This window comes from Aliivibrio logei (genome assembly GCF_001691055.1).
Lineage (GTDB): Bacteria > Pseudomonadota > Gammaproteobacteria > Enterobacterales > Vibrionaceae > Aliivibrio > Aliivibrio salmonicida.
This window is the reverse complement of sequence record NZ_MAJU01000036.1, coordinates 1-25,641: the sequence shown is the minus strand read 5'-3', so window position 1 is coordinate 25,641 and position 25,641 is coordinate 1. Positions and strand designations below refer to the sequence as shown.

At 37.8% G+C, this 25,641-nt stretch carries 18 protein-coding genes and 1 pseudogene; 11 read left to right on the top strand and 8 right to left on the bottom strand.

From position 1 onward, the window contains the following. Positions 1–139: 139 nt before the first annotated feature. A complete protein-coding gene (locus A6E04_RS20575) occupies positions 140–2,245 on the bottom strand; it encodes a tRNA(Met) cytidine acetyltransferase TmcA domain-containing protein (RefSeq protein WP_244886306.1) in 2,106 nt (701 codons plus the stop codon). A gap of 150 nt (positions 2,246–2,395) precedes the next feature. Here A6E04_RS20575 and A6E04_RS20570 point away from each other — a divergent pair, with 150 nt between their 5' ends. Next, the gene (locus A6E04_RS20570; RefSeq protein ID WP_023602771.1) at positions 2,396–2,968 is read left to right on the top strand and encodes a nucleoside triphosphate pyrophosphohydrolase family protein; all 573 of its coding nucleotides are present in this window, start codon (positions 2,396–2,398) and stop codon (positions 2,966–2,968) included. A gap of 85 nt (positions 2,969–3,053) precedes the next feature. Here A6E04_RS20570 and A6E04_RS20565 read toward each other — a convergent pair whose 3' ends face one another. Together A6E04_RS20565 and A6E04_RS20560 are read right to left on the bottom strand one after the other, a co-directional pair. After that, positions 3,054–4,028, bottom strand: coding sequence for a ParB/RepB/Spo0J family partition protein (locus tag A6E04_RS20565; RefSeq protein ID WP_065612267.1), 975 nt, complete (start codon positions 4,026–4,028; stop codon positions 3,054–3,056). A 3-nt stretch (positions 4,029–4,031) separates the two neighbouring features. Then, positions 4,032–5,255 (bottom strand): ParA family protein, encoded by a 1,224-nt coding sequence (locus A6E04_RS20560; RefSeq protein ID WP_012552305.1) that lies wholly within the window; start codon positions 5,253–5,255, stop codon positions 4,032–4,034. 1,103 nt (positions 5,256–6,358) lie between these two features. Between A6E04_RS20560 and A6E04_RS20555 the strand changes: the two genes are divergently transcribed. From A6E04_RS20555 to A6E04_RS20540, 4 genes are all read left to right on the top strand, one after another. Further along, entirely contained in the window at positions 6,359–8,344 is a 1,986-nt protein-coding gene (locus A6E04_RS20555; protein ID WP_017021039.1) for a replication initiator protein RctB domain-containing protein, read from the top strand. Between the two features lie 356 nt (positions 8,345–8,700). Then, entirely contained in the window at positions 8,701–9,048 is a 348-nt protein-coding gene (locus A6E04_RS20550; RefSeq protein ID WP_017021038.1) for a RidA family protein, read from the top strand. Between the two features lie 56 nt (positions 9,049–9,104). Next, positions 9,105–10,412, top strand: coding sequence for an alpha/beta fold hydrolase (locus A6E04_RS20545; protein WP_017021037.1), 1,308 nt, complete (start codon positions 9,105–9,107; stop codon positions 10,410–10,412). A gap of 186 nt (positions 10,413–10,598) precedes the next feature. Continuing rightward, entirely contained in the window at positions 10,599–12,089 is a 1,491-nt protein-coding gene (locus A6E04_RS20540) for a DUF4832 domain-containing protein (protein ID WP_065612266.1), read from the top strand. Between the two features lie 117 nt (positions 12,090–12,206). Here A6E04_RS20540 and A6E04_RS20535 read toward each other — a convergent pair whose 3' ends face one another. The 4 genes from A6E04_RS20535 to A6E04_RS20520 form a co-directional block, all read right to left on the bottom strand. Continuing rightward, positions 12,207–12,728 carry a cytochrome b gene (locus A6E04_RS20535; RefSeq protein WP_017021035.1) on the bottom strand — a complete coding sequence of 174 codons (522 nt, stop codon included), beginning with the start codon at positions 12,726–12,728 and terminating at the stop codon, positions 12,207–12,209. A gap of 273 nt (positions 12,729–13,001) precedes the next feature. Continuing rightward, on the bottom strand, positions 13,002–14,174 hold the full coding sequence (locus A6E04_RS20530; RefSeq protein ID WP_017021034.1) for an alpha/beta hydrolase: 1,173 nt from the start codon (positions 14,172–14,174) through the stop codon (positions 13,002–13,004). A 194-nt stretch (positions 14,175–14,368) separates the two neighbouring features. Then, positions 14,369–15,595, bottom strand: a complete 1,227-nt coding sequence (gene gltS / locus A6E04_RS20525; RefSeq protein ID WP_023602767.1) for a sodium/glutamate symporter — start codon at positions 15,593–15,595, stop codon at positions 14,369–14,371. A 575-nt stretch (positions 15,596–16,170) separates the two neighbouring features. Continuing rightward, positions 16,171–17,277: a M20/M25/M40 family metallo-hydrolase gene (locus tag A6E04_RS20520; RefSeq protein ID WP_065612265.1), complete on the bottom strand. Its 1,107-nt coding sequence runs from the start codon at positions 17,275–17,277 to the stop codon at positions 16,171–16,173. Between the two features lie 227 nt (positions 17,278–17,504). On the opposite strand from A6E04_RS20520, the gene msrB reads away from it, so the two are divergent. After that, positions 17,505–18,644: a peptide-methionine (R)-S-oxide reductase MsrB gene (gene msrB / locus A6E04_RS20515; RefSeq protein WP_065612264.1), complete on the top strand. Its 1,140-nt coding sequence runs from the start codon at positions 17,505–17,507 to the stop codon at positions 18,642–18,644. 87 nt (positions 18,645–18,731) lie between these two features. Here the strand turns inward: msrB and gfa are convergent, their stop codons facing one another. Then, positions 18,732–19,295 carry an S-(hydroxymethyl)glutathione synthase gene (gene gfa, locus A6E04_RS20510; protein WP_023602764.1) on the bottom strand — a complete coding sequence of 188 codons (564 nt, stop codon included), beginning with the start codon at positions 19,293–19,295 and terminating at the stop codon, positions 18,732–18,734. A 636-nt stretch (positions 19,296–19,931) separates the two neighbouring features. Here gfa and A6E04_RS20505 point away from each other — a divergent pair. The 5 genes and pseudogenes from A6E04_RS20505 to A6E04_RS21045 form a co-directional block, all read left to right on the top strand. Continuing rightward, complete coding sequence (locus A6E04_RS20505) at positions 19,932–20,804, top strand: patatin-like phospholipase family protein (RefSeq protein WP_012551600.1); 873 nt, start codon at positions 19,932–19,934, stop codon at positions 20,802–20,804. Positions 20,805–20,862: 58 nt separating this feature from the next. Next, positions 20,863–22,314, top strand: a complete 1,452-nt coding sequence (gene katE2, locus A6E04_RS20500) for a catalase KatE2 (RefSeq protein ID WP_065612263.1) — start codon at positions 20,863–20,865, stop codon at positions 22,312–22,314. Positions 22,315–22,533: 219 nt separating this feature from the next. Beyond that, positions 22,534–23,520: an oxygen-dependent tRNA uridine(34) hydroxylase TrhO gene (gene trhO / locus A6E04_RS20495; protein ID WP_065612262.1), complete on the top strand. Its 987-nt coding sequence runs from the start codon at positions 22,534–22,536 to the stop codon at positions 23,518–23,520. Positions 23,521–23,755: 235 nt separating this feature from the next. Continuing rightward, on the top strand, positions 23,756–24,943 hold the full coding sequence (locus tag A6E04_RS20490; RefSeq protein ID WP_065612261.1) for a lytic polysaccharide monooxygenase: 1,188 nt from the start codon (positions 23,756–23,758) through the stop codon (positions 24,941–24,943). Between the two features lie 273 nt (positions 24,944–25,216). Then, a pseudogene (locus tag A6E04_RS21045) lies at positions 25,217–25,609 on the top strand (IS6 family transposase); the annotation flags it as partial. Between the last annotated feature and the right edge of the window lie 32 nt (positions 25,610–25,641).

The window sequence follows — 25,641 nt, the reverse complement described above, 5'->3', positions numbered from 1 at the left end:
GACACGATATAAATGAAGAGAATTTTAGAGGTTAGTTAATGCTTTTCTAAGAAGAGAGAGTAGACAACAGATTTACAGTGTAAATTGATACTGCTTGTTCGATTTACACTGTAAATTTAAAAGAGAGGAAGACTGAAGGTTAAGATGATTTACACTGTAAATTGATAAGGAGCAATTGAATAGATTCGCGTAATACTAATTCCGCTTCGCGCCTTCCTGAGAGCCCTGTAATTTTAATGACCTCACTCCACTCATTCAGCTGCAAAAGCTTTGTAATAACTAATTGCTGCTGTATTAAAGAGAGTGAATCTAATAACGATATATTCGATAAAACAAACATTCGCAATTCATACCCAATCACTTCAACACCTAACCCACCTTTTGTGTACACACTAACTCTTTTCAACATAATTGGTGTTAGTCGATTGGAAGTGATACAAGAAGATAAAAGCCCTTTTGATTCATTCATTCCTAAATGAGAGAAGACTGACATTAACTGTTCAGGAAACGATGTATGGAAATACTCAACAGCCATTTGATTCCATTCAAGTGATTTTAACGATAACGGTTTAATCGCCAATAATGAATGGGTACCACTTGCTTTGTCTTTTGTTATTCCTAAACGAACAAAGCCAAACCCTAACTGAGACCAAAATAAATTCAATTCAAAAGTAGAACCAAAGCTTGTCCCTAAATAATCCATTCCCTCGTCAGCATAATATTCAGAAAGAGTGTGAATAAATTCAGAACCAATCCCTCTACCTTGATAATCCACAGCAATAGCAATTCTCATAATACGGGCACAATGTTGTATTGCAGGTTCATCAATACACAATATTTGTGTTAAAGAGACCGGCACTAAATGACCTTTTGGACGACGAGTTCCGCACTGTATGGCAGAAATAAGATCGTTATCTAGATTCCCTTCAATAGATATTAATGTACAAGCGATAAGTGCCTTTGTCTTTTTATCGATACCAACCCAACACTCTAACGATGTATCTGTAAGTAAAGAAATCCAATCGTTAGGCGATGTTTGATAATGAGCAGAGACTAATAAAGAAAAAAGAGATTGGGATAGTGAAGCACTACTTAATAATTCATCGGTATTAACACGGCGAAAATAAATATCGCGAGAAGAAATAGAGAAAGACTCAGGCTCAATATCTACTGACGTGGCGTGATTTAATAAAAAAACATGACTCAACCACAATTCTAATGGATCGTTATCATTCCAACGAATTGGTTTTATCATTTCAAGAGTTCGATAATTTGGTCTTATTTTGGCTAGACTCTGTTTAAATTTAATTTCAAAACCACGCCCTGTTCCTTCATAACCATTGATTGTTGTTGAAAATATTATACGAGAGTATTTTTCAGATAATGAAAGTAACATTGGTGCAGGGATAGCAGCAGCTTCATCAACACAAACGACATCAACTAAATACTCACCTCGTACTAATTCATCCGGTGCAATATAGAGTATTGAACTGCCATTAATGATAAGTGTATTTTTGTTATGTTCTACAGGCATTCCCAGTTGAATAGAAACTCTAGCGGCATGAGAAAATATTTCATCAACACTGGCTCTTTGTGGTGCCGTAATTGCGACCGTTAATTTACGAGATAACACTAATTCTGCAATCGCAATACCAATCGCTGATGATTTCCCTCTTCCTCTGTCTGCGGTAATAATTAAAGGACGCTTTGCATGTCCAGTAACGACTTTCTTAATTGCTGAAACCGCAACTTCTTGATCATTTGATGCATACACTTCTGATGTGAATACGGTAGAACCATTTTCAGGACGTTCATACTGAGGAATCGATAATTCTTCAGATAAACATATCATTTCTTTTTTAAAGCCAGAGATCCACTGTATTAATGTGGACGGTAACTGTGAGTTCTTATCTTTAACAAAAAACACAAGCCCTCCTCCAACCAAGGTTCCACATATTGCATTGATCGCATTTGCATTAAATTCATCTGAAATATTAATGATCAAACACTGAGATTCTTGACCTAGTTTTTTTAATGCTTTTTTAATAGCAAAAGAAGGAATATCTAAGATTGATATATCGCCATAAATTTCAGTTAGCAGCGATGACGTATGATCTTGGGATAAAAAAGAAGAAAGTAAATCGCCATACCATGCTTTAGAACCTTCTAATAAAATAGGGTAACGGATATTACAAACGGAAGCGTCAGACAATACAGAATTAAGAAAGGACAACTGAGAATTCATTAGGAAAAAACCAGAAAGCAAAATGATTAGATACCTAAATTGTAGCATGAGAATAATTATTTCTAGCACACCTCAATAGAAAGTATGACGATAGGAATATGAGCGAGTATAATCAGCCTACATAAATAAATTCATCCTTTAGGAATTATCATGCATTTAAGTCAATTAACTCAACCTATCTACCATAAGCTTTATCAAGATATTCACCAATTTCGACATACTTTTGACTTAGCCGTAGAAGCACCTGAATCTTTAGATGAAAAGAATGATGCATTACACACTTCATTAGCTATTGAAGAATTAACAGAATTAGCGGTTGCTGACACCAAAATAGAACAAGCAGATGCGATTATCGATACCGTCTATGTATTGATGGGGCGCGCTGTTCATTTAGGAACTAAGGACCTAGAAGACAACTTAAGCATTTCGTATTTAGTCGATTTATTATTAAACGTCGCTAAAAATTTAGATATCGATTTTCTACCATGCTGGGATGAAGTGCATTCAAGCAACATGAGTAAAGTATGCAAAACAGAAGCTGAATACCAAGAAACAAAAGTATTCTATGCAAAGCAAGGGATCGAATTGATGTCGACAGAGAAAGGCGGTTTTATTATTGCTAAATGTGCGCAAAATGTAGAGCTTGATAATAAAGTAATTAAGCAAGGTAAGGTATTAAAATCCGTTAACTACCGCCCTGCAGATCTTGCTCCTTTAGTATAAATAATCATATCGGCATAAAAAAGCGGTACTTATTATAAAAATAAGTACCGCTTTTTATTTATCTAATATAAATCTAGATATTGAATTAAGACACTTTTTGACTAATATACGCCAAAATATCTTTCATCAATGCATCATCAACTTTCTTTAAACTCACCGTTAACGCTGAACCTTTACGTTTATAAGACGCTCGACCTTTCACTAATTCGGTACTTAGTGGTTTTGTTGGTTCTGCTTTTGGTAGTAAATCTTCAATCCAAACTTCAATAAGTTCTGTCACTTCTTTAGTCATACGACTAACACCAAGCGCTGTAGAACGCATCCAAAGAGCCCCTTGCTCTCCAGCACACTGATGAAGCAACACAGTTTGCTCCTCTTCAGACAACGTATTATAGAGCTTATGAAGCTTAACTACCGTAGGACGGCCAATCTCACTCACACTTGGGTAAGCCTGAAGTAATTCTAAAGGTAGCGTCGCGGCTTTTAGGGCCCCACTCACTAAAGCTTCACTACACTGACATACTTTTGCTAATTCTTTTTGATCAGCAACATCACCTCGAGCCAACATTGCATGCATTTCTTTACCACGTTCATATAAAGAAAGCGGCTTATGTGCGTTAGCAACATCAGAAAGAAACTTAGCGTGTTTCGTATTAATGCCTTCAGCAACATAAATTAAGAAATCTTGCTCAGCTAAAATACACGACATACGACGGCGACTACCATCGAGAACTTCAATTTTTCCGCCTTCAACAATACGACCAACCGCAGGGTATTGCTGACCACGGTCACGTAACGTTGAAAGAATATCAGATAAGGCATGCTCAGTTAAAAAAGACTGTTCACGTGCATTTTCAGCAAAAACAACGGTAGCGTTACTTACGTCTTTTGCCGGAATTTTACGTAATTCAAACGTCACCATATCTTCACCAGCAACCGCTAGTTCAATAACTTGAGCTTGAGATTTTGCTGCTTTTTGAGCTTCAACAGGGGTTGTCGCTCTACGCTTATTTGTTTTTCCAAACAATTTTGCGTTTAAGTCTGACGTTTTAATTGCCATCGGTTAGTACTCCCCTTTATTTAACGAATTCCAGTGACTATGTAAAACACGCTCAAATTCTAAAGCGCATTTCTTCACTGCATCTTGAGCGACTGCCAATGTTTTTTTACCACCTTCAAAATCAGCCGCCGTTAAATCAAAAACAGTACTGTAGGTATCGGCACAAATTTCAAATGCACGACTTCTTGGGATCGTAGCCATCATTACTTGATCGCCTAATAAATAATTCATCTCAGTTAAGACTGACACTTGTTTTTTATTATCATCTTCAAACATCGTAGGCATTAAACGAACAAACTCTAAACCATGCCAATCTTCCGGGAACATTTCATAAACCGTTGGTAAATGTTGGAAAAAGTTCACTGTTGATGCCCAGTCTAAACGTTTAGCGGCACATGGAATTAGTAATGAATTAGACGCATACATGGCATTCCACACTAGTGGATCAACGTGTGGACCGGTATCAATCATAATCACATCAAATTGATCAGCGATTGGATCTATCACTTTTTCTTTCAATAGCTTAACAATATCTAATGACCCATTCGTTGACAAATCTTGCCATGCTTCTGCGTTAAACATAGCATCTTCAGGGAAAGCAGAAATAGTTTTCAAATTCGGATATTGCGTGTTCAACAACACATTTTTAGCCATAAATTGACCATCAATAACTTCATTTTCTGGCACATTATCAAGCATGATATCAACAGCAGAATAGATAGTATCTTGCTCTGAAACACTGATTTGAGGGTTTAAAAATAAACGAAGAGACCCTTGTGGATCTAAATCGATTAAGCAAATACGGTAACGTTTTTCTAAATTTAACGCCAGGCAAGCAGCAAGGTGTACAGCACTCATTGATTTACCTGTACCTCCCTTTTGGTTCTGAACATTTACAACCCAAGGCTTATTATTTACATTTTTTTTCTGCTCATGGAAAGAAAGCATACCAGCAGCTTCCATTAACATGTGCGCTTCCGTTAATGAAATAGAGTAATGATTAGCGTTGTTTTTTGTAAATTGATGACCTTCCGACTCTAAACGAGTAATCGCTTCATCTAACTTTCTTCTAGTTAAACCAGAACGAGTTTCCATCATTGCTTTAGACATTGGAGGAAAATGCTCATCATTTCTTTCTTCAAGAACTAATTCAATACGATCAGATTGCACTTGCTGGGTTTGTTCAGCCAATGCTGCCAAATTGGCAATGGTTTTTTCTCTATTCATAATATTCGCCAGTAAAGTTAACTACTAAGAATTGTACAGCATAAAGTATATTTATCAATAAATTGCTGAACAAAGATTGAATAGTGTGATATTAGTTAAAAACAGATAATATCTAGTAAAGCTGTAAAATAGAGAGAATAACAACGTAATTTAAAGTGGATAATTACAGGGAAAGAACACAATACCGAAAGTGTTACAGCGTCACTTAACTGTAAATTTACAGTGTAAATTTACGGAAGCGTGATAATAGTCACTCAAATTACGGAAGGTGTACTTTTGATTTTATTTTTTGATAAAAAATTATTTTTAATCGAAATTTAAATTAAAATAAATTAATACCCAGTAAAAAATCAAAGATAACCAGATTGGTATTCTAAGAAGAAATACGAAACATGATCAAGGGTTAATACTTATAATAAAAGTCGAGTAAACGGTGTAAATTGAACAACAGATTAAGGAAGCATGATCAAGAAAAACAAATCATCGGAAGCATGATAAGCAAAGGATAAAATACGGAGAGTGTAGATACAACAAGGCTTGAGCGAAGATCGTAGATATTCATTTACGGTTGATCAAACAATTAACGCACTTGATCATTGTTCAAGGATCGTTGAATGGTTTCAAAACCTCAATTTACTCTCCATAAAGAGACGAGATCAACGCAATTTTTCAAAAAACAGACTATTTAATATTCAACAATAGAAAAATAAAAATAATCAGTCCCCAATGTAAGGGCAAACCTCCCCGTTCTGTGGATAACTTGTGTATTAACCATGATCATTCTTCTATATAAGCAATGATCATACTTTCATAATGCTTATGATCATGTTTTCATTCTATTAATGATCATAGATCCGATGCAGTAATGATCATGCTTTCTAAAAAACCTTGATCATGCTTTCCAAAATCAAAAAAAATAACACATTAATTTCAGTAAGTTACGAGCAAAAACACAACCAGATCATAGATCATTTTAATCATATAGATCAGTATTAATCATAAAGATCAGTTTAAAAGAATAATAATTTTTTTCTTTCTTTAAAGATCCAATTCCATTAACCTATACGAAACAATGATGAAAATACAATGAATGTCAGTTGAAAATGAATCATATAAAAACCTCTGAAAAAGAAAAGATCTACATACCTCTGCCTAGAGATCACAAAGGCGGCCATTTATTTGAGATCCCTGCAAATCTTGTAGATTGGATTACCCAATATCAACATTTTAAAGGGGTAACCAAAAGTATTTTAGAATTAATGAATCTCATTTCTCTAAAAGGTTTTTCTTCGCCTGATGGTTTAGTTTCAACAACTGAAATTATTCAAACAACAGATGGTCACTTAACCAGAGCTGCAATTCAACAACGACTAAGAACAGCAGTTAGTATCGGTTTATTCGAACAATCACCAGTACGTTTTGAAGAAGGACTTGCTGGAAAAACAATGCTGCACCGATTTATTAATCCTTCTCAATTAATTTCTATACTCGGTATTACCAGCTTAAGATCAGAACAAAGCCAAGAACAAGAAAAGCAAAAACGTTCTAAAGCCCTAGCTCAAACTCAAGTTAATCGTCAATTCTTAACAGAACATGGATTAGGTGTACCTCCAAGTATGCGTGATGAAGCCGATCAGTTTGTAGTTTCTCCAACAAATTGGGCAGGGATAATAGATCAAGCATTAGCACCACCTAGAACACGTAAAAATTATCAAAAAGCGATGGTAGCTATCTCTGGTACGAAAGCGATCATTGAAACAAGATCATCGAAAAACATAATGACTGTTGATGATCTAATGACTTTATTTGCGTTATTTACATTGACCGTTCAGTATCATGATCATCATCAAGATGATTACCATATTCAAACCAAAACGATGGGGAATAAAACCCCAATCTACATCACTGATATTCTAACATTACGTGGTAAGAAAGATTCAGGACCAGCACGTGATTCTATTCGTGAAAGTATTGATCGAATTGAATTTACTGATTTCCAACTTCATGAATTAACAGGACGTTGGTTAAGTGAAAATATGCCAAAAGGCTTTAAAAGTGATCGTTTTAGATTTTTAGCTAGAACAATTACAGCCTCAGATGAAGCACCAAAAGAAGGCAAAGACGGTGAGATTAAGATCAAACCTAATTTGTATATCTTGGTATGGGAACCGTCATTTTATGATGAATTATTAACCAAAGATTACTTCTTTTTGTTTCCACCAGAGATTCTAAAGCAACATACGTTGGTCTTTCAGCTCTATAGCTTCTTCAGAAGCCGTCTGGCTCGTAGAATGACAGACAACCTACTCCTGAGTGAGATAAACCAAAAACTCGCTCGTAACGTCGATTGGAGACGTTTCTCGTTAGATCTTATTCGTGAATTAAAAAAATTAGCAAAAGATAAAGTAACGGATGAGTTATTTATTGTTAATTTATGGGGCTATCATTTGACGATCACTATGCTGGATCCTTCAGATAAATTGCCTGATTACCAAGTTGATATACGATGTGATCCTGAAGAAGTGATCCGTTTTTCCCGTGCTCGAACGACAAATGCAGGAAAACGTAACATGGCGCCAACGATGCCAAACCCATTACGTAACGAGATCATGCCAAAACAAGCCCTTGATCAGCTTTCCACGATCATTGATGGTGAGTTTGAACCTATTAAACGAAATACCCCGAATAAATCTGGTCGATTAGGCCGCCGTGTTAAATTACGTAAACACTCTGCTGAAATTAATGCAGATGAATTAACGATAACGTTAACAAAATATACGTCAGAAGAAGCGCTAGAACGCAGTATAACGGCTTTGTCTGCTATGACAGGACACAGTGCTGCATCTATTTCTGAAGAATGTAAGGAGCTTCAAGAGAAGCTTGATTATATTAAAGTTAGCGGTGAGATCTTGCCTTATGAAACACTCAGTAAAACCATTGAGTTTTATAATAAGCAAGATCATGGAAGACATCTTTCGATTGAGAACTTAATTGCGGGTTTAGCGGTTAGGCGTAAGATCTGTAAATTGGTGTTTTCTCAGAACTATGATCAAGATGTATTACGTGCATTAGATGAAATGGTAGGGTAGCCAAAACTTTGACAGTTCTATGTTATTCGCTGACACAACGATGACAAAGTAAAAAGGCCAAAAGGTAATATAACTCTCGAATAGACAACCTTTGTCCTTTAACCAATCGAAAGATTGGCTCATATTGTTACACATCTTACGGTTATTGCTTTAATAACGGTATTGGCGAGCTTAGTGCTCGCCGTTTTTTTATCTGTCGTAAAATCCTTTTCACATCGCCCGTATCCTACCGAACCATGATCATTCTTCCATTATAAAATCAATCATTTAGATTATGTACTCGTCTTTTTTCTTAATTTTTATTACACTGTATCTCTGTGTTAACACCCTATAAATTTACCCAAATAGAGTAAAATATGATTGAACGCCAAGAAACAAAGCAACGCATGAGCCGTATTGTGAAACATAACGGAACCATTTACCTTTGTGGTCAGGTATGTGCTGATGCGACGCAAGGTATTGCAGAACAAACACAAACGATGCTTGATAAAGTGGATCTATTGCTAACCCAATCTGGCAGCTCTCGCGAACACATGCTCTCAGCTACGATCTACATTAAAAATATGGCAGATTTTGCTGAAATGAATGCTGTTTGGGATGCATGGGTTCCTGAAGGCCATGCTCCTGCGCGTGCTTGCGTAGAGGCGAGTATGGCTCGTGATGCATTATTAGTTGAAATATCAGTGGTTGCGGCTGAAAAGTAAATAAAATTATACTTACTTAACAATATTTTAGGTGAGTATTGATATAAGGACATGTCATGCTTACACATTCTGAAATTCCTTTTTTTCTTGATGGTGTTAAACACCAATCCCATTATTTTTCATTGCCTGTCGATTATAACGATCAACGGAATACACTTGATCATCTTTCCGTATTTGCTCGTGAATTGGTAAGAATAGATAATGTTGATCGGGATCTTCCTTATTTGGTGTATTTTCAAGGTGGTCCAGGATTTCCAGCCATGAGGCCAACGAGTCATTCGGGGTGGTTGAAAAGAGCATTAGAAGAATATCGAGTGATCTTATTGGATCAACGAGGGACCGGATTAAGCTCGCCGATCACGATTCAAACAATTGAACATTTAACGTCATCACAACAAGCGGAATATTTAAGCCATTTTAGGGCTGATAATATTGTCCGTGATGCAGAAGCGATTCGTCAGCATTTTAATATTGATAAATGGGCAATCATCGGTCAAAGTTTTGGTGGGTTTTGCTCTCTGACTTACCTGTCTCTGTTTCCTGATAGCTTATTGTGCTCATATATTACAGGAGGGATCCCGTCTATTTCTCGTCCGGTTGATGATGTTTATTATGCAACATACAAACGAACTCAAGATAAAAATAATGAATTTTTTGCCCGTTTTCCACAAGCTCAATGTAAATGTGATCAAATAGCACATTATTTATTGAATAATCAGGTACGTTTACCAAATAACCAGATCTTCACTGTAGAGCAATTCCAACAAATGGGGATCTGTTTTGGTGTGTCTGGTGGAGCAGAAGATCTGTATTTTCAATTAGAAAGTGCATTTGTTGATATTAATGGTAAACCTGAGTTGAGTTATGGGTTCTTAAATTATGTGTTAGCACAGCAAAATTATTTAACGAATCCACTTTATGCCATTTTGCATGAATCTATTTATTGTCAGAATTTTGCATCCAATTGGTCTGCACACCGTGTGAGAGCAAGCTACCCTCAATTTAACTATCAAGAAGGCTCTCCATTACGTTTTACTGGTGAGATGGTCTATCCATGGATGTTTGATCAACTTGAGACATTAAAACCTTTAAAAGAGGCTGCAGAGCTTTTAGCAAGTAAATCTGATTGGCCTACATTGTATGATCCTGAGCAGTTAGCTAAAAATACAGTACCGGTAGCGGCAGCAGCTTATGTGAATGACATGTTTGTTGAATTTGATTTTTCTCGTGAAACCTTACAATTGATGCCAAATGCCAAAGCATGGATGACAAGCGAATATGAACATAATGGTCTTCGAGTGGACGGTGAAACGATCTTATCAACGTTGATCACTATTGCTAAGGATATTAAAGCAATTCAATAAACGGTCAGTTTGATGATCCAGAAGCATGATACCTTGATCATGCTTCTGATTGTCTCTTTCTACAAGGGGTTATCTACTCACTTAACATCATTCAAAAAGTAAGAATTGCATTTCCTCTGACATTCACCTAACAGTCATTTACTTTATTTCCTTACACTCATTGCGGTTTATTTATTTGGATTTTCAATGTTTTTTTTAAAGTATTCTCCTCTTATGTTGTCTTTTTTATTGGTCGGTTGTGGCTCTGATTCTGATGACTCAAGTTCTTCTGAAACAATTACCATTTATCCTAAAATAAGCAATGCTATTTTAGTTAATCCAGACATTGGCTTTACTGATTTTCATTCAATATCGATTAAAGACAATCAATGGAAACCGGTGCCTTCTTATCCCGAAACCAGCACGGTTTATTATCGGTGGGATTGGTCTGATATTCAGCCAACAGATGCCGATTCGTTTGATTTCACGGCGATTCAGAGTGTTGTTGATAAAGCGACTGCGGCTAATAAAAAACTAGCCTTACGTATTGTGGCTATGGAAAACACAGGATATGGAGCAGACGCAAGCAAATTACCAGATTGGTTACTGTCTAAAATATCGGTTGTTACTTCTCCAAATGGTCCTTTAGTTCCTGATTATACTGAATCCGTGTTCTTAATGGCCGCAGAGAAGTTGATTACAGAATTAGGCAGTAAGTTTGATGATCCTAATGTCATTACCAGTATCGATATTGGAATGGTTGGCTCTTGGGGTGAATGGAACCTTGAAGATGCTTACTCTGGCAATGGGACATTAGGGTTATATGCACAAAATGAAGAAGGTTTGTTTCGCGATTTCTCTCAATTTTCGAAGTATGCCTCTATGTTTCAAACGGCGTTTACAAAAGTACCTACTGTCATGTTGATTGGTTCATCCAATGTAAACGAAACATTTTTAGCTCAAGCAACGAATAGTGCAAACCCTTCAGGTTGGCGAGCAGACTGTTTAGGCGATAAGTACGGCTATTTCTCTGATTCATGGAGTCACATGGATGAGGGGTATCCAGAAGCATTAGATAACGCGGAAAGAAATGGTTCTCAAGTTCGAGGTATTTGGAAACGAGCACCTGTTCAATTTGAAACTTGTGATGATATGACGGTTTGGCAAACTCAGCATTCATACACTTCTACGGATGTTACCGATGTCTTTGATTATGCTCTCGATCATCATGCCTCATTAATTAATGCTAAATCACACGCGATTCCTGATGAGTATCAACCAGCAGTACAAGAAGTCCTTAAAAAATTAGGTTATCGATTTGAATTGAATTCATTTACTCACCCTAAAGAAGCGCGTGTTGGTGACGTTATTCAAATTCACGCGGAATGGAAAAACACAGGGGTAGCTCCTTCATATTATCCTTATCAATTAGGGTATCGTTTTGTTGATTCATCAGGAACTTTAGAGAGGCAGCAAGATACCTCTAGAAATGTCTTAGATTGGTTGCCAGCAGAAACAAGAAAAGGAACGGCACCAGTGATTGATATTAAAGATGATATTACCGTGCCAGATAAAGCAGGGGTTTATGATCTGCAAGTTGCTTTGATTAATGATAATGGTGATGCAAAAATTAAGTTAGCGATTGATATGCCACAGATTAATAATTGGTATTCGATCTCAACGATTACAGTCCATTAATTAGGGGGATTTATAAGTATGACTTTTATTGAGTCATGTTTATTCCACCACAAAAATAGCGCCGTATTCCATGAGAATACGGCGCTATTTTTTAAAGTGAGGTGTGTCGTTTATTGATTAAGGCAACATACGTTTGAGTGTGTCATCTTTTACAATATGGTGGTGGTAAATTGCAGCCCCTGCATGCAGTGCAATGAGGAAGTACCCAATATTTGCAATTGTTTCATGTATTTCTTTAATCGATTTAGCAGTGACTTTGTCAGGTACCATTATCTCTGGAATATGGACACCAAATAACGCCCATTGTTTACCTGCAACAGTAAGCACGATGATGCCTAGTATTGGTAGTAGAATGAAGCTGGCATACATCAATTTATGGACGAGAGTCGATAACCTTAACTGCCATTGAGGTGGCGTAGGAGTAATCGCTGGAGCTTCATTATATTTTCGTAAAATAAGACGAATCAGCATCGTTATAAATACTAAGCAACCTGCATTGAAATGAATCAATTTTAGATAATCATGCCATGGGCTACTTTTAGGGACTAAGCCTTTCATTTCTATTGCTGCGTAAGTAATAGTAATAAGAAGAAGGCTAAGCCAGTGGAATATAATCTGTTGTCGAGAATAGCGAGTCATAAGAAACCTTAGCGACAGAGTAAAAAAAACACCATAAAGTATTCAATATGAACCTAGAATGAATACGATGGTTATTACTCTTTTATGCGCGTTTAATAGTTAAATGTTGATGAAGTAAAGTAATGAACCCAACGTTGAGTTAATGCGCTAAATTGAAATACACAAAATGCTTTACCATGATCAACCCATCAATTGCGCTATTAGATAAATAAAGAATAGTACACATAATGGTGCTTAGTGACTGTGTTAACTTGTGTTGAATGTCACTTGTGATTAATTGGAGGCAGAGACGTTCATCACTGAGTCTAAAATTTCCATGCTTTGTTCAAAATAAGGGTTATAAGTTAAGCGCGCAAAAATCTTACCTTCTTCTCTTATTCCGTAAGATGAAAACCACACATCAGCACCTTCTTCACAGGCCAGTTCTTGCTCTTCTGTCTGCCCATTACTGCAAATTCGTACAACTCCTTTTTCGCCATATTCTGGATTATTTGGTGAGAAGAGCAGTCCCATATGAGACCCATCGACTATTTTCAGATCTGGACGGTTCATGCTAAATGTAGTGGCGTTAGTTGCTGGGAATGTATTTTCTCCCTGCCACACTAAGTGGTTTCTAGCATTCGTGAATTGAGTTTCAAATACGGTAGTGGCAAATTTTGTATCAATGACTCTGTCGCCTTCACTGGTTATCATAAAGACAGGTTTGGTGTAGTTTTTATCCTTAAGATCCTGTTGGACAATTTTTGCCGTATCATAATAAACCGCAGCACCATGCATAGGGAGTGAGTTATAACGGATAGGGTTAGTTTCAGGATCTTGATCTGCCCATGTCATAAAATAGCTTGCGATTTTTGCAAATTTTACGGTTGATGAGCCCGGTTTAAACGCCGGAGAAAACAAAAGTAATCCAGTGATATCATCGTCTTTCAGAGCTTCAGAAGTAACAAGGTTGGCCCCTGTCGAATAACCACCAAGCCACACTTCATCTGTTTGAGCTTTAAGTAATTGGGTATGGTGATGAACGACATTTTGCCAGTCTTCTAAACTCGGCAGCATGAGATCCGCGACCTTACTGCCATGCCCAGGAAGTAATATTGAGCGGACTAAATAGCCTTTATCCGCTAGGTGCTGAGCAACATCAATAAATGAAAAAGGAGAGTCGCCTAAACCATGAACTAAAAGCACGCCTTTTCCGTTAGGTTTATTTGGCTTTATTTCAAAAGGTAAATTCACCATTAACTCTTTTTCAATATCATCACTTTTAAACACACGGTGATCTGCTAACCATAATTTGGTTTCATCGATGTATTGTTGAAAACTGGTTTGTGAATAGTTAGGTAGCGACTCTGATGCAAGATAATTGGCATCAGTGGTGGATTGGCTGCACGCGCCTAATATTGTCAGAGAACCAATGAACGCAAAGCGAGAAAATAACGATGAAATCACGTGAATGACCTGTTGAACGATAATAAGATGAGATTAGCATAATATAGAGAGAATGAATAAAGCGTGAACAGCTATCATGAATGTCGTTAGTCGAGAAGTTTCTGCTATCACTAAGGCTCGTGTTTAAGTGTAAAAAATAGCCCGATGCTAGATCGGACTATTTTTATATGAAAAGATGATTGGAAGGAGGAGTGTTATCCGACGATTCCAATAAAATAAGGAATAATCAGCGCGTTAGCTAGATCGATAAAAAAGGCACAGACTAAAGGCACAATAATAAATGCTTGATGTGAATTACCGTATTTTTGTGCCACTGCTGACATATTTGCCATGGCGGTTGGAGTAGAGCCTAGAGATATCCCTCCAAATCCTGCACAAACCACCGCTGCATCGTACGTTTTCCCCATAAGAGGAAAGACAACAAAGATTGCAATACATATCGCAATAAAGAATTGAGCTGCCAAAATAATAAAGATAGGCCCCGCTAAATCCACTAACGCCCATAATTGCATACTCATTAAAGACATTGATAAAAATGCCCCTAAGGCCATATCTGCAATCAAAGCGACTGCTGGCTTACGAGAAGGCCAACGAGTACCGGTTAAGCGAGGGTAAGAAGAGGGTATTAGATTAGAAATTAAAATACCGGCAAACAAACAGCTCACAAACAGAGGAAGATCTAACCCAAATCCAGACACCACTTCATTTAAAATTGCGCCTAATATAATACAGATGTGGATAGCGAGCATGGCGTCTAGAAAATCATAAGACGTAATGCGAGTTTGTTTGGAGTCTTGCTGAGTACCGACATCCACTTTCTCACCTTCAACGGCTTTTAAGTTGTGTTTATTAATTAAATATTTTGCGATTGGCCCCCCCATTAAACTGGCAAGAATTAACCCAAAGGTGGCGCTTGCAATACCTATCTCCATGGCGGTGTTTAAATCGAACTGCTCCCCAATCTTTGGCGCCCATGCGATAGCGGTTCCATGACCCCCAATTAAAGAGACTGAGCCACTTAACAAACCAAAAACGGCAGGTTGATCAAGCAATAAAGCAAACCCTATGCCGGTGAGATTTTGAATGAACATATAGCCAATGGTAATGCTCAATAAAATAATGAGCGGTTTACCGCCTTTAAAGAGATCTTTAAGACTGGCGTTAATGCCAATAGTCGTGAAGAAGTAAACTAATAGGAGATCACGAGTCGCTAAATCAAAAGAGACATCAACCTGTGTTACGTAATGAAGAACAGCGAAAAGAACAGAAACGAGAATACCGCCAGAAACGGGTTCTGGAATGCTGAATTCTTTTAGCCAATAGCTCATCTGTGTTAATCGACGACCTAAGAAAAGAACAATTATCCCAAGTGTAATGGCTAGAAATGACTCGATGTGTAACACACCGTCAACGAAGTTCATAAATCATCCTTTAATATATGAAAATACTGGAAAGATTTATCATAACTTGGTTTGATAACGGCTTTTATTCTGTAAGTTAATTCCGTGAACTGTTTCTAATTTTTATCTTGTTCTTTTAATCGTAATCATCGCTCAATGAATAAATGCATTAACGTTGATTCAAGAGTAAATAGTCATAGATATGGGTTGCTTCTGATTGGGTAGGGACGTGTTCATTTATCTGGATTAATTGTTGTTTAATCATATAGACCCTAAAGCCTATGATACTGATAAAAACAAACGCGATGACGTAGAGGATTGTTGTTTTTGGTATGTTCATGTTGCACCCACCTTATTGAAATATCAATGATAATGACCGCTAGATGTAACCGTTTACTTGTTTTTTAGACGCAATAATAAAAGTTTTTTCACTATTGTTATTTATTAATAATAAGGGATTTTAGAAAACAATCTACCGTTGGCTTCTCATTTTTAACGGGATTTTTCACTTTCTTTTTCTCAGGTAATCTCAGCAAAAAAAGAGCGACTCTCAGTTGGAGTCACTCTTCCATTTATGTATCAATCAACGTCGGTAATTAACGAGTTAAATACGCCGTTAAGAAACGAGTAATATCAACCATATCAGAGACTTTAATAAACTCTTCCGTAGTATGAACTTTAGACATACCAGTAGAAAGGTTTACTGTTGTTAAGCCTTTTTCATTAAATACGTTCGCATCAGAGCCGCCACCAGTAGATTTAGTGAATGGGTTAATGTTGATGCTTTCAAATGCTTCTTTAATGCTTGCAACGTGTGCATTGTCGTCTGAAATTTTGTAAGCGTTATAAGCACGCGTTGAGATAATCTCGATTTGAGCTTCGTGCTTTTCAGCCGCTGCTTTGAACGTTGACTCCATGTGCTCAACTTGTTTTGCCAGTTTCACATCATCAAGAGATCGCGCTTCACCTTCAATGTACAGTTCTGGCATAACGATGTTTGTCGCTTGACCACCACGAACCACGCCAATGTTAGCTGTCGTTTCTTCGTCAATACGTGCAAGTGTCATGTTTGTAATTGCATCAGCGGCAACGGTTAATGCATTGATCCCTTCTTCAGGTGCTAAACCTGCGTGTGCAGGACGACCCGTAATGGTTACTTTTAAATTCTGTTGTCCGGGCGCTGAGGTAATAATAGTACCGATAGGACCGCCTGAATCTAATACGATAGCGTGATTAGATTGAATGTAGCTCATATCGTAGTTTTTAGACCCGTGTAAGCCACCTTCTTCATAAACCGTAAACGCAAGTTCAATCGTTTTGTGGGCGTGGTTATTTTCTTTAATAACACGTACTGCTTCTATTACCGCAGAGATACCCGATTTATCATCACCACCAAGAACGGTGTTGCCTTTAGAGCGGATAACGCCATCTTCAATAATAGGTTCAATGCCATTACCCGGAGTTACTGTGTCCATGTGAGAGCTAAATACAATGCTGCCCTCTAACTCGCCTTCTAATCTTGCGTAAATATTAAAGCCGTTTGATACGTGTTCAGGCACGGGTAATTTAGTAACGGTAAAGCCTAGTCCACCTAGTTGTTCTGCAAGTGCTTCTGCAATCGCTTTTTCATTTTTTGATTCACTGTCGATTTGAACAATATCTAGAAAGTGATTAATTAAACGCTCTTGATTCACTTGAGTCATGATTTTTCTTCTATATTGAAAGGAAATATAAAACCACTCTACCCAAAGAAAGTGTGAAAAAAGATGCACTGAATCAATAAAAAGCCCGACAGCATTACCATATGTATGAGCTATATCTTAATAACGAAAAGCTATAACACAGAATTAATATTTAATAATAAATTGCAACTTTCTCGATTCACATCACTCTGATAACTATATTAATAAGAAACCATAAAGAGGTTGTTATGAAGTACCGATTAAAAATTACAACGATAGCACTACTGTTTATTCCATTTTTTGCTGTCATGACCAGTTTTTTTTCAACCGCTGAAGACATGTCTACGCTGAAGAAAGGAAACTACGAAGTTGCAACATTAGCGGGAGGCTGTTTTTGGTGTACGGAATCTGATTTAGAAAAGTTAAATGGGGTGGTGGATGTGGTTTCAGGTTATTCAGGAGGCTCACTTGAAAACCCTACCTACAAACAAGTGTCATCAGGAAAGTCTGGACATATTGAAGTAATTCAAGTGACGTTTGATCCTAAGATCGTTAGCTATGAGCAAGTGCTCGATCAACTATTTAGACACATGGACCCGACAGATAATAAAGGCTCATTTGTGGATAGAGGTCCACAATATCGTCCCGCAATTTTCTTCCATAATGAAGATCAGCAAGTGATTGCTCAAGAGTTCATGAATGCGATTAATGCGGCGGGAATTTACCCAAAACCATTAGCAACAGAGCTAATTGAGTTTGAGAAATTTTGGCCAGCAGAAGATTATCATCAAGATTATTACAAAAATAATCCAGTACGTTATAAGTATTACCGTTACAACTCAGGACGTGATCAGTACTTAGATGCGGTGTTTGGTGAAGATAGAAATGAGAACCCAAAGACATTACGCCAATATATTGATGAGAAAACAATGGCGCAAAGCGTAAAGCCATACAACAAGCCATCAGACTCTGAGATTAAAAAAATGCTGACGGACCAACAATATTACGTAACGCAAGAGGAAGGAACCGAGCGCCCATTCAATAATAAATATTGGGATAATAAAGCCGAAGGTATTTATGTTGATATCGTCAGTGGTGAGCCGTTATTTTCATCAACCGATAAATACAAATCAGGCACGGGATGGCCAAGTTTTACTAAGCCAATCAATAAAGCATATATTGCTGAAGAAGATGATTTTTCCTTATTCAGTAAACGTACCGAGATCCGCAGTAAGTTTGCAGACTCACATTTAGGGCATGTTTTTAGTGATGGACCGAAACCAACGGGGTTGCGTTACTGCATGAACTCAGCTGCAATGCGTTTTGTCGCAAAATCAGATTTAGAGAAAGAAGGCTATGAAGAGTATCTTCCATTATTTGAGTATTAATAAATACAGAAAATAGTAATAAAAATCCGGATCATTCAGTGGGTGATCCGGATTTTTTATTTAGTGGTTATAAAAATAAGATCGATCTTATTTATTTTGTGCTGCGATGTGAGTTGCAATGGCATCCATTAACGCTGGAGATAGGCAATCGTAAGTTGGAAGACCTAATGCTTCAAAGCGAGCACGGATAGCATCCATGTCTTTAGGATCAGTACCTGTTTCGATAATCGATGAAACAAATGCCGCGAATTGTGGCGCAGAGAAACCTGCATCTTCAGACAATTCAGTATGAACGAAATCTAAACCAAAGAATGGGTGATCTTGGTTATCAATACGACCGTACATATGAGTTCCACACTCTTTACACGCATGACGTTTGATTGTAGCTGTTTCATCGATAACAACTAATTTTTCAGCGTTAGCAATTACTTCAACGTTATCACGAGAAATTACGGCAACCTGAGAGAAAATCGCGCCTTCTGGTTTCCAGCATTTAGAACAGCCACAAGCGTGGTTATGTGCAGTTTGTGCCGTTAGTTTTACTGCTACTTTATTTTCTTTACATTGGCAGTGTAATGTTCCGCCTTGAAAGTTCTCATCGGTTGCTGAGAAACCATTATCAATGGCAGGGTGCAGTTTTGTAATAGTCATATTTTTTCTCTTAATGAATGTCAGAATTTTTGTTATTTTTTTATTTAAGCAATTCGTTGCCATAAAAAATCTCTTATTAAATTGTGTCGTTCTTTTGGTTATTTGATTGCTCAAACGATGGCGCTATTTTTCGCCTTTATCTCTTTAGACACAATGAGATAAACTGTAATTCATTATTACGGTAAGGTAATAATCTTGTTTTTAATTTATAATTAAGCCAATAATTAGTAACAATATATCGTTGTGTTTTTGCTTAACTTGCTGTTTATATTGATGTTATTTTAATTTGTGATAATTTGTAATAATTTGTGATAATTTGTGATAATTTGTTGATTGGGTTGTAGAGAGTGATTGATAAAGAGAAATGAAGTGATTGCTATGAAGTTTATTTCTTTGCATTGAAGCAAATAAAGGTAATTTATTTCTTAAGATATAACGTCCTTTAACTAATTGTTTCATATGCTTTTTTAATTAAATGGTCAATATTTACTTCTCAATAGAGAGAGTAATGAATGAATTCATGATTTTAATCTAGTTTTTGATAGGTTTTGTAAATCACAGCTATAAGTACAAGCGATTATCTCTTATTCTCTTTAATGGTTACTCTATACCCATAGATTATTAAAGGGTAAAGAGATGGCGAAGAGTGCATTAGTAGTTGAAGGCGGTGCAATGCGTGGCATTTTTGCTAGCGGCGTACTGGATATCTTCATGAAAAATGAATTTATGCCTTATGATTTTGCTATTGGAGTGTCTGCGGGAGCGTCTAATTTATTAGGTTACCTTGCACATTATCCTCAACGCAGCTTTCATGTAATTACCAAGCTTGCTACTCATAAGCGCTTTTTTAATCTTCCTCGGTTTGCGAGAGGAGGTGATCTTGTTGATGTTCGATGGTTAATTGATGAATCAAATACACGACATCCTTTGGATTTTGAACGTTTGTTTTCTTCTATTCCTTTGTATGCTGCCGTTACCAATATTGACAGCGGCAATGCGGATTACTATCAAGTAAAAAAAGAGAATGTGGATGACGTATTAGAAGCAACGACTGCGCTTCCTATCGCCTACAAGTCGACGCCTTGTTTCTCTGGTGGTTGTTATACTGATGGTGGTGTAGCGGACTCTATTCCGGTGAAAGAAGCGTATCGAAGAGGGGCGAGAGACATTACGGTCATTTTATCTCATCCACTCAGTTATGAAATGAAACCAACACGATCACCTTGGTTAATGACTAAGTTATTAGCTCGATACCCTCAAATAGCACAAGCTATGTTAGTACGAGCAGAAAATTATAATCAATCACTGGAATTTATTCGTAACCCTCCAGAAGGAACGACGATTCGAGTGATCGCACCACCAGAAGATTTTGCGGTTAAGCGCCTTTCCATGAAATATCCTACACTGGTTGCAGGGTATGAAATGGGCGTATCTGCCGGTTTACATCATTTGTCTAGCCGTGATGGTACTTTCGGGTTAGACAGTGAAAATTGTCACTTTTGTATTTAGCACCACCTCTATTAATCGCTTTACTGTGTACTTTTATAATAATACTAAGGAATGAGTAATGAGTAAGAAATTAACGACAGCAGCAGGTTGCCCTGTTGCACATAACCAAAATGTTCAAACTGCGGGTAAACGTGGTCCTCAACTTCTGCAAGATGTTTGGTTTTTAGAAAAACTGGCGCATTTTGATCGTGAAGTTATTCCTGAGCGTCGTATGCACGCAAAAGGTTCAGGTGCTTATGGTACGTTTACGGTTACTCATGATATTACCAAATACACAAAAGCAAAAATATTTTCAGACATTGGCAAAAAAACAGACATGTTTGCGCGTTTCTCTACCGTTGCGGGTGAACGTGGTGCGGCAGATGCTGAGCGTGATATCCGTGGTTTCTCTCTGAAGTTTTATACTGAAGAAGGTAACTGGGATTTAGCGGGTAACAATACTCCTGTGTTTTTCTTACGTGATCCATTGAAATTCCCTGATTTAAATCACGCTGTAAAACGTGATCCTCGCACAAATATGCGAAGCGCGAAAAATAACTGGGATTTCTGGACGTCATTACCAGAAGCCCTGCACCAAGTAACTATCGTGATGAGTGACCGTGGTATTCCTGCGACATACCGTCATATGCATGGTTTTGGTAGCCATACATTCAGCTTCATCAATAGCGATAATGAACGTTATTGGGTGAAATTCCACTTTGTCTCTCAACAAGGCATTAAAAACCTATCAGATGCAGAGGCGGGCGAATTAGTCGGTAATGATCGTGAAAGTCATCAACGTGACTTACTAGACAGCATTGATAACCAAGATTTCCCTAAATGGACATTGAAAGTACAAATCATGCCAGAAGCAGAAGCGGCAACAGTACCTTACAATCCATTTGATTTAACCAAAGTATGGCCACACAAAGATTACCCATTAATTGAAGTGGGTGAATTTGAGCTAAACCGCAACCCACAAAACTATTTCGCAGAAGTAGAACAAGCAGCGTTTAACCCTGCAAACGTGGTTCCGGGTATCAGCTTCTCTCCTGATAAAATGCTACAAGGTCGTTTATTTGCGTATGGCGATGCTCAACGTTACCGTTTAGGCGTTAATCACCAGCACATCCCAGTGAACGCCCCTCGTTGCCCTGTACATAGTTACCACCGTGATGGTGCAATGCGTGTTGATGGTAACTTCGGTAGTACATTAGGTTATGAACCAAATAACGAAGGCCAATGGGCAGAGCAACCAGATTTCTCTGAGCCACCACTAAATTTAGATGGCGCAGCAGCACATTGGGATCACCGTGAAGATGAAGATTACTTCTCACAACCGGGTGATCTATTCCGTCTAATGACCGCTGAGAAACAAGCGATTTTGTTTGATAACACAGCGCGTAACTTAAATGGTGTGCCAAAAGAGATTCAACTACGTCACGTAACTCATTGTTATAAAGCTGATCCAGCGTACGGTGAAGGTATTGGTAAACTACTTGGTTTCGATATCAGTGAATATAATTCGTAATTAATCGCGAATTATAATAAGTAAATATGCTTAAGGCAGATGACGATAATCGTTGTCTGCCTTTTTTGTTTAAATATACAGAGACTTAAAAACCACAAAAACTGTCCGTATTTGTATCGATAGACCTCCGCTATACTCCCCGCACTATTATAAGCCGCTAAGGCAAATACTCATTGCTCTGGATTTACGATCCAGCCTCGCAAAAAAGGAAAGTTACCCATGTCTCAATATATCGTTTGTGCGTTATACAAATTTGTTTCATTAGAAGATTACACCGAAATACGTCAGCCATTAACGCAAGTGATGGAAGATAATCAGATCCGAGGTACATTACTTCTGGCAAGTGAAGGCATTAATGGCACCGTTGCTGGCTCTCGCCAAGCCATTGATACGTTGCTAGCTTGGTTCAAAGAAGATTCACGTTTAGCGGATGTAGTTTATAAAGAATCAATCAATGACGTTCAACCTTTCAATCGTACTAAAGTGAAATTGAAAAAAGAAATCGTCACCATGGGCGTAGAAGGCATCGATCCTCTTCATGTGGTGGGAACGTATGTAAAACCAGCCGATTGGAATGCACTTATTTCTGATCCAGAAGTGCTATTGGTTGATACTCGTAACGATTATGAAGTTGATATCGGCACATTCAAACACGCTGTTAACCCAAAGACAGAGACATTCCGCGATTTTCCTCAATACGTTACTGAAAATTTAGACCCAGCAAAGCATAAAAAAGTAGCTATGTTCTGTACTGGTGGTATTCGTTGTGAAAAATCGACGGCTTACATGAAAGAGCAAGGATTTGATGAGGTGTACCATCTTGAAGGTGGAATACTAAAATACCTTGAAGAAGTGCCAGAAGAAAACAGCTTATGGGAAGGTGATTGTTATGTGTTTGATGGTCGAGTTGCCGTCAATCATCAATTAGAGAAAAGTCATTATGATGTGTGTAATGCGTGCCGCTTACCGATCACAGACGAAGATAAGCAGTCAGACTCTTTTGAGAAAGGCGTAAGTTGCCCTAAATGTATTGACCAACATACCGAAGAGCAAAAATCTCGTTTCCGTGAGCGTGAAAAACAAGTGCAGTTGGCTAATGAAAGAGGGGAAACTCACGTTGGTGGTGACGCGGCAAAATTGATTGAACAACGTAAACAAGAAAAGAAAGAGAAGAAGCAGCAACAGCAACAGAGATCATCTAAGTAAGAAGAATGCAGTATTGATCCAAAATGAATGTGAAACATAAATAATGAACTGACTCGAAAGAATATAATAGGCTTTCATTTGACTCATTATTAGATGGAAAGCAGATAACAAATGCGTGAATAAACCGTTTATTTGTGTCTAATTTTATCGCCAATTCATCAATCCTTGCTAATTTTATAAACGAAAGTGAGGCGTTAATCGCCTCGCTTTTATTGTTTATAGACAAGGATGAAATATGACAAATACAATAAAAATCAATTCGCTTACCATTGCCTTTGTTGGCGCATTATCCTCAATGGGAGCACAAGCGCATGGCTGGGTTGAATACCCAAGTGCGAGGCAAAACACCTGTTATCTTGATGGTGGGTTTTGGGATAACACCATTCCAAATCAAGCGTGTCAGTCTGCGTTTGATGAATCTGGTGCATTCCCCTTTGTTCAGCGTAATGAAGTGGCGGCCAATGTTCCTAATTATAAAGACATGGCCCATGTTCAAGCCATTGTTCGTGATGGTAATTTATGTTCCGCAGGAGATAAGGCCAAATCAGGGCTGAATGTGGGATCAACGCATTGGCAAAAAACGGCCATTACGTTAGATGAGAATAACCAACTTGAACTCGTCTTTAATGCTACCGCCCCCCATAATCCTTCTTACTGGCAATTCTATTTATCTAACGTAAATTATGATCCAACCGTTCCGCTTACTTGGGGTGATCTCGATGTCGTCGATACGGCAGGAGATATTATTGTTGGAGACGATAAAAAATACCGCATTAAAATTACTCTCCCAGCAGACCGTGTCGATTCAGCTGTGCTCTACACTCGTTGGCAACGTGAAGATGCCGCAGGCGAAGGATTTTATAACTGCAGTGATATCACCTTTGATGGGACTGGAACGACGCCTCCTGGGCCTATCGATCCTGTTGAGCCACCGCCACAATATTCCGATCTAGGCTATTACGTTGGTCAAGGATTTGGTCCTGTAGAATCTGGAGACTCGATAAGATTTAGAACTTTTGATGCAACGGGCGCAGAGACAACAGACATCAGCTTAGCGATAACCGTAAATAACACAGCAACATGGTCGGCAGAGTTAGCGGGTCAGTTTAATCAGTTGAAAAATAAAGCATGGTTTATTGGTATTTGGCATCAAGAGATGAACCATTATATGTATGACACCACTAATATTTATGCGAATCGAGTGTTTGCTCCTAAGGTAAATTTAAGTTATCAACTGTCGCTAATTAAAGCCGACATCACTCCTCCTGTTGAGCCACCAGTCGAGCCAACGAATCAATGGGATAAAAATAATGCCTATCAGGCGGGAGAGACTGTGACACATCAAGGAGGAACATGGGTTGCTCAGTGGTGGACAAAAGGTGAAGAGCCGGGAACAACAGGCGAATGGGGAGTATGGCGATAACCCTTTACGACTCATTATAATATAAATAGAAGCCCTAGATTATTCTGGGGTTTTTTATGTGATAAGAGTGACTTATTAACGTTATAACGAGAGGTGTTTAGCCTCAATCTCTTCAATCTCATAATATTTACTCAACGACTAAGAATACGACTTCAAGGATGAAATCATTACTATGTAATTAAGATGAGAGTAATCATGAAATTAGCACTAAAAAGGGGTTGTTGCAAAAAATTCAGTTTAACGCCCAAAATCCTTCATACTATTTCGTAGCCAATGACCAATTCTGAATTTAAATGGAAACACTTCGCACCAGAAATTATACTTTGGTGTTTACGTTGTTATAGTTCCACACCAATGAGTTACGCAAATCTCAGTGATATGCTCACAGAGCGAGGCATATCGGTTAATCGCTCCACTATTTACCGTTGGTTTATTGAGTATTCCCCTAAATTACGAAAAAAGTTACGTCGTAATTATCAATTCATCCAAACTGATAGCTCCTGGCAACTCGATGAAACTTACGTAAAAGTAAAGGGAAAATGGAACTACCTGTATCGAGCCATCAATAAACAAGGGGAAACCTTGGATTTTTATTTCTCTCACAAGAGAAATAAAGAAGCCGCCTATCAATTCCTTAGGCGTTGCTTACGATGCTATGACCTAGAGTAGCAGCCTAAAACGTTAAATACAGATAAACA

Coding starts and splice junctions, on each gene's coding strand:
- gfa (WP_023602764.1), bottom strand. CDS start 19,295: ATGACTATTACAAAACTGCACCCTGCCATTGATAATGGTTTCTCAGCA.
- A6E04_RS20535 (WP_017021035.1), bottom strand. CDS start 12,728: ATGACTCGCTATTCTCGACAACAGATTATATTCCACTGGCTTAGCCTT.
- A6E04_RS20560 (WP_012552305.1), bottom strand. CDS start 5,255: ATGAATAGAGAAAAAACCATTGCCAATTTGGCAGCATTGGCTGAACAA.
- A6E04_RS20555 (WP_017021039.1), top strand. CDS start 6,359: ATGAATCATATAAAAACCTCTGAAAAAGAAAAGATCTACATACCTCTG.
- A6E04_RS20490 (WP_065612261.1), top strand. CDS start 23,756: ATGACAAATACAATAAAAATCAATTCGCTTACCATTGCCTTTGTTGGC.
- msrB (WP_065612264.1), top strand. CDS start 17,505: ATGAAGTACCGATTAAAAATTACAACGATAGCACTACTGTTTATTCCA.
- A6E04_RS20545 (WP_017021037.1), top strand. CDS start 9,105: ATGCTTACACATTCTGAAATTCCTTTTTTTCTTGATGGTGTTAAACAC.
- trhO (WP_065612262.1), top strand. CDS start 22,534: ATGTCTCAATATATCGTTTGTGCGTTATACAAATTTGTTTCATTAGAA.
- A6E04_RS20575 (WP_244886306.1), bottom strand. CDS start 2,245: ATGAATTCTCAGTTGTCCTTTCTTAATTCTGTATTGTCTGACGCTTCC.
- gltS (WP_023602767.1), bottom strand. CDS start 15,595: ATGAACTTCGTTGACGGTGTGTTACACATCGAGTCATTTCTAGCCATT.
- A6E04_RS20505 (WP_012551600.1), top strand. CDS start 19,932: ATGGCGAAGAGTGCATTAGTAGTTGAAGGCGGTGCAATGCGTGGCATT.
- A6E04_RS20550 (WP_017021038.1), top strand. CDS start 8,701: ATGATTGAACGCCAAGAAACAAAGCAACGCATGAGCCGTATTGTGAAA.
- A6E04_RS20520 (WP_065612265.1), bottom strand. CDS start 17,277: ATGACTCAAGTGAATCAAGAGCGTTTAATTAATCACTTTCTAGATATT.
- A6E04_RS20540 (WP_065612266.1), top strand. CDS start 10,599: ATGTTTTTTTTAAAGTATTCTCCTCTTATGTTGTCTTTTTTATTGGTC.
- A6E04_RS20565 (WP_065612267.1), bottom strand. CDS start 4,028: ATGGCAATTAAAACGTCAGACTTAAACGCAAAATTGTTTGGAAAAACA.
- katE2 (WP_065612263.1), top strand. CDS start 20,863: ATGAGTAAGAAATTAACGACAGCAGCAGGTTGCCCTGTTGCACATAAC.
- A6E04_RS20570 (WP_023602771.1), top strand. CDS start 2,396: ATGCATTTAAGTCAATTAACTCAACCTATCTACCATAAGCTTTATCAA.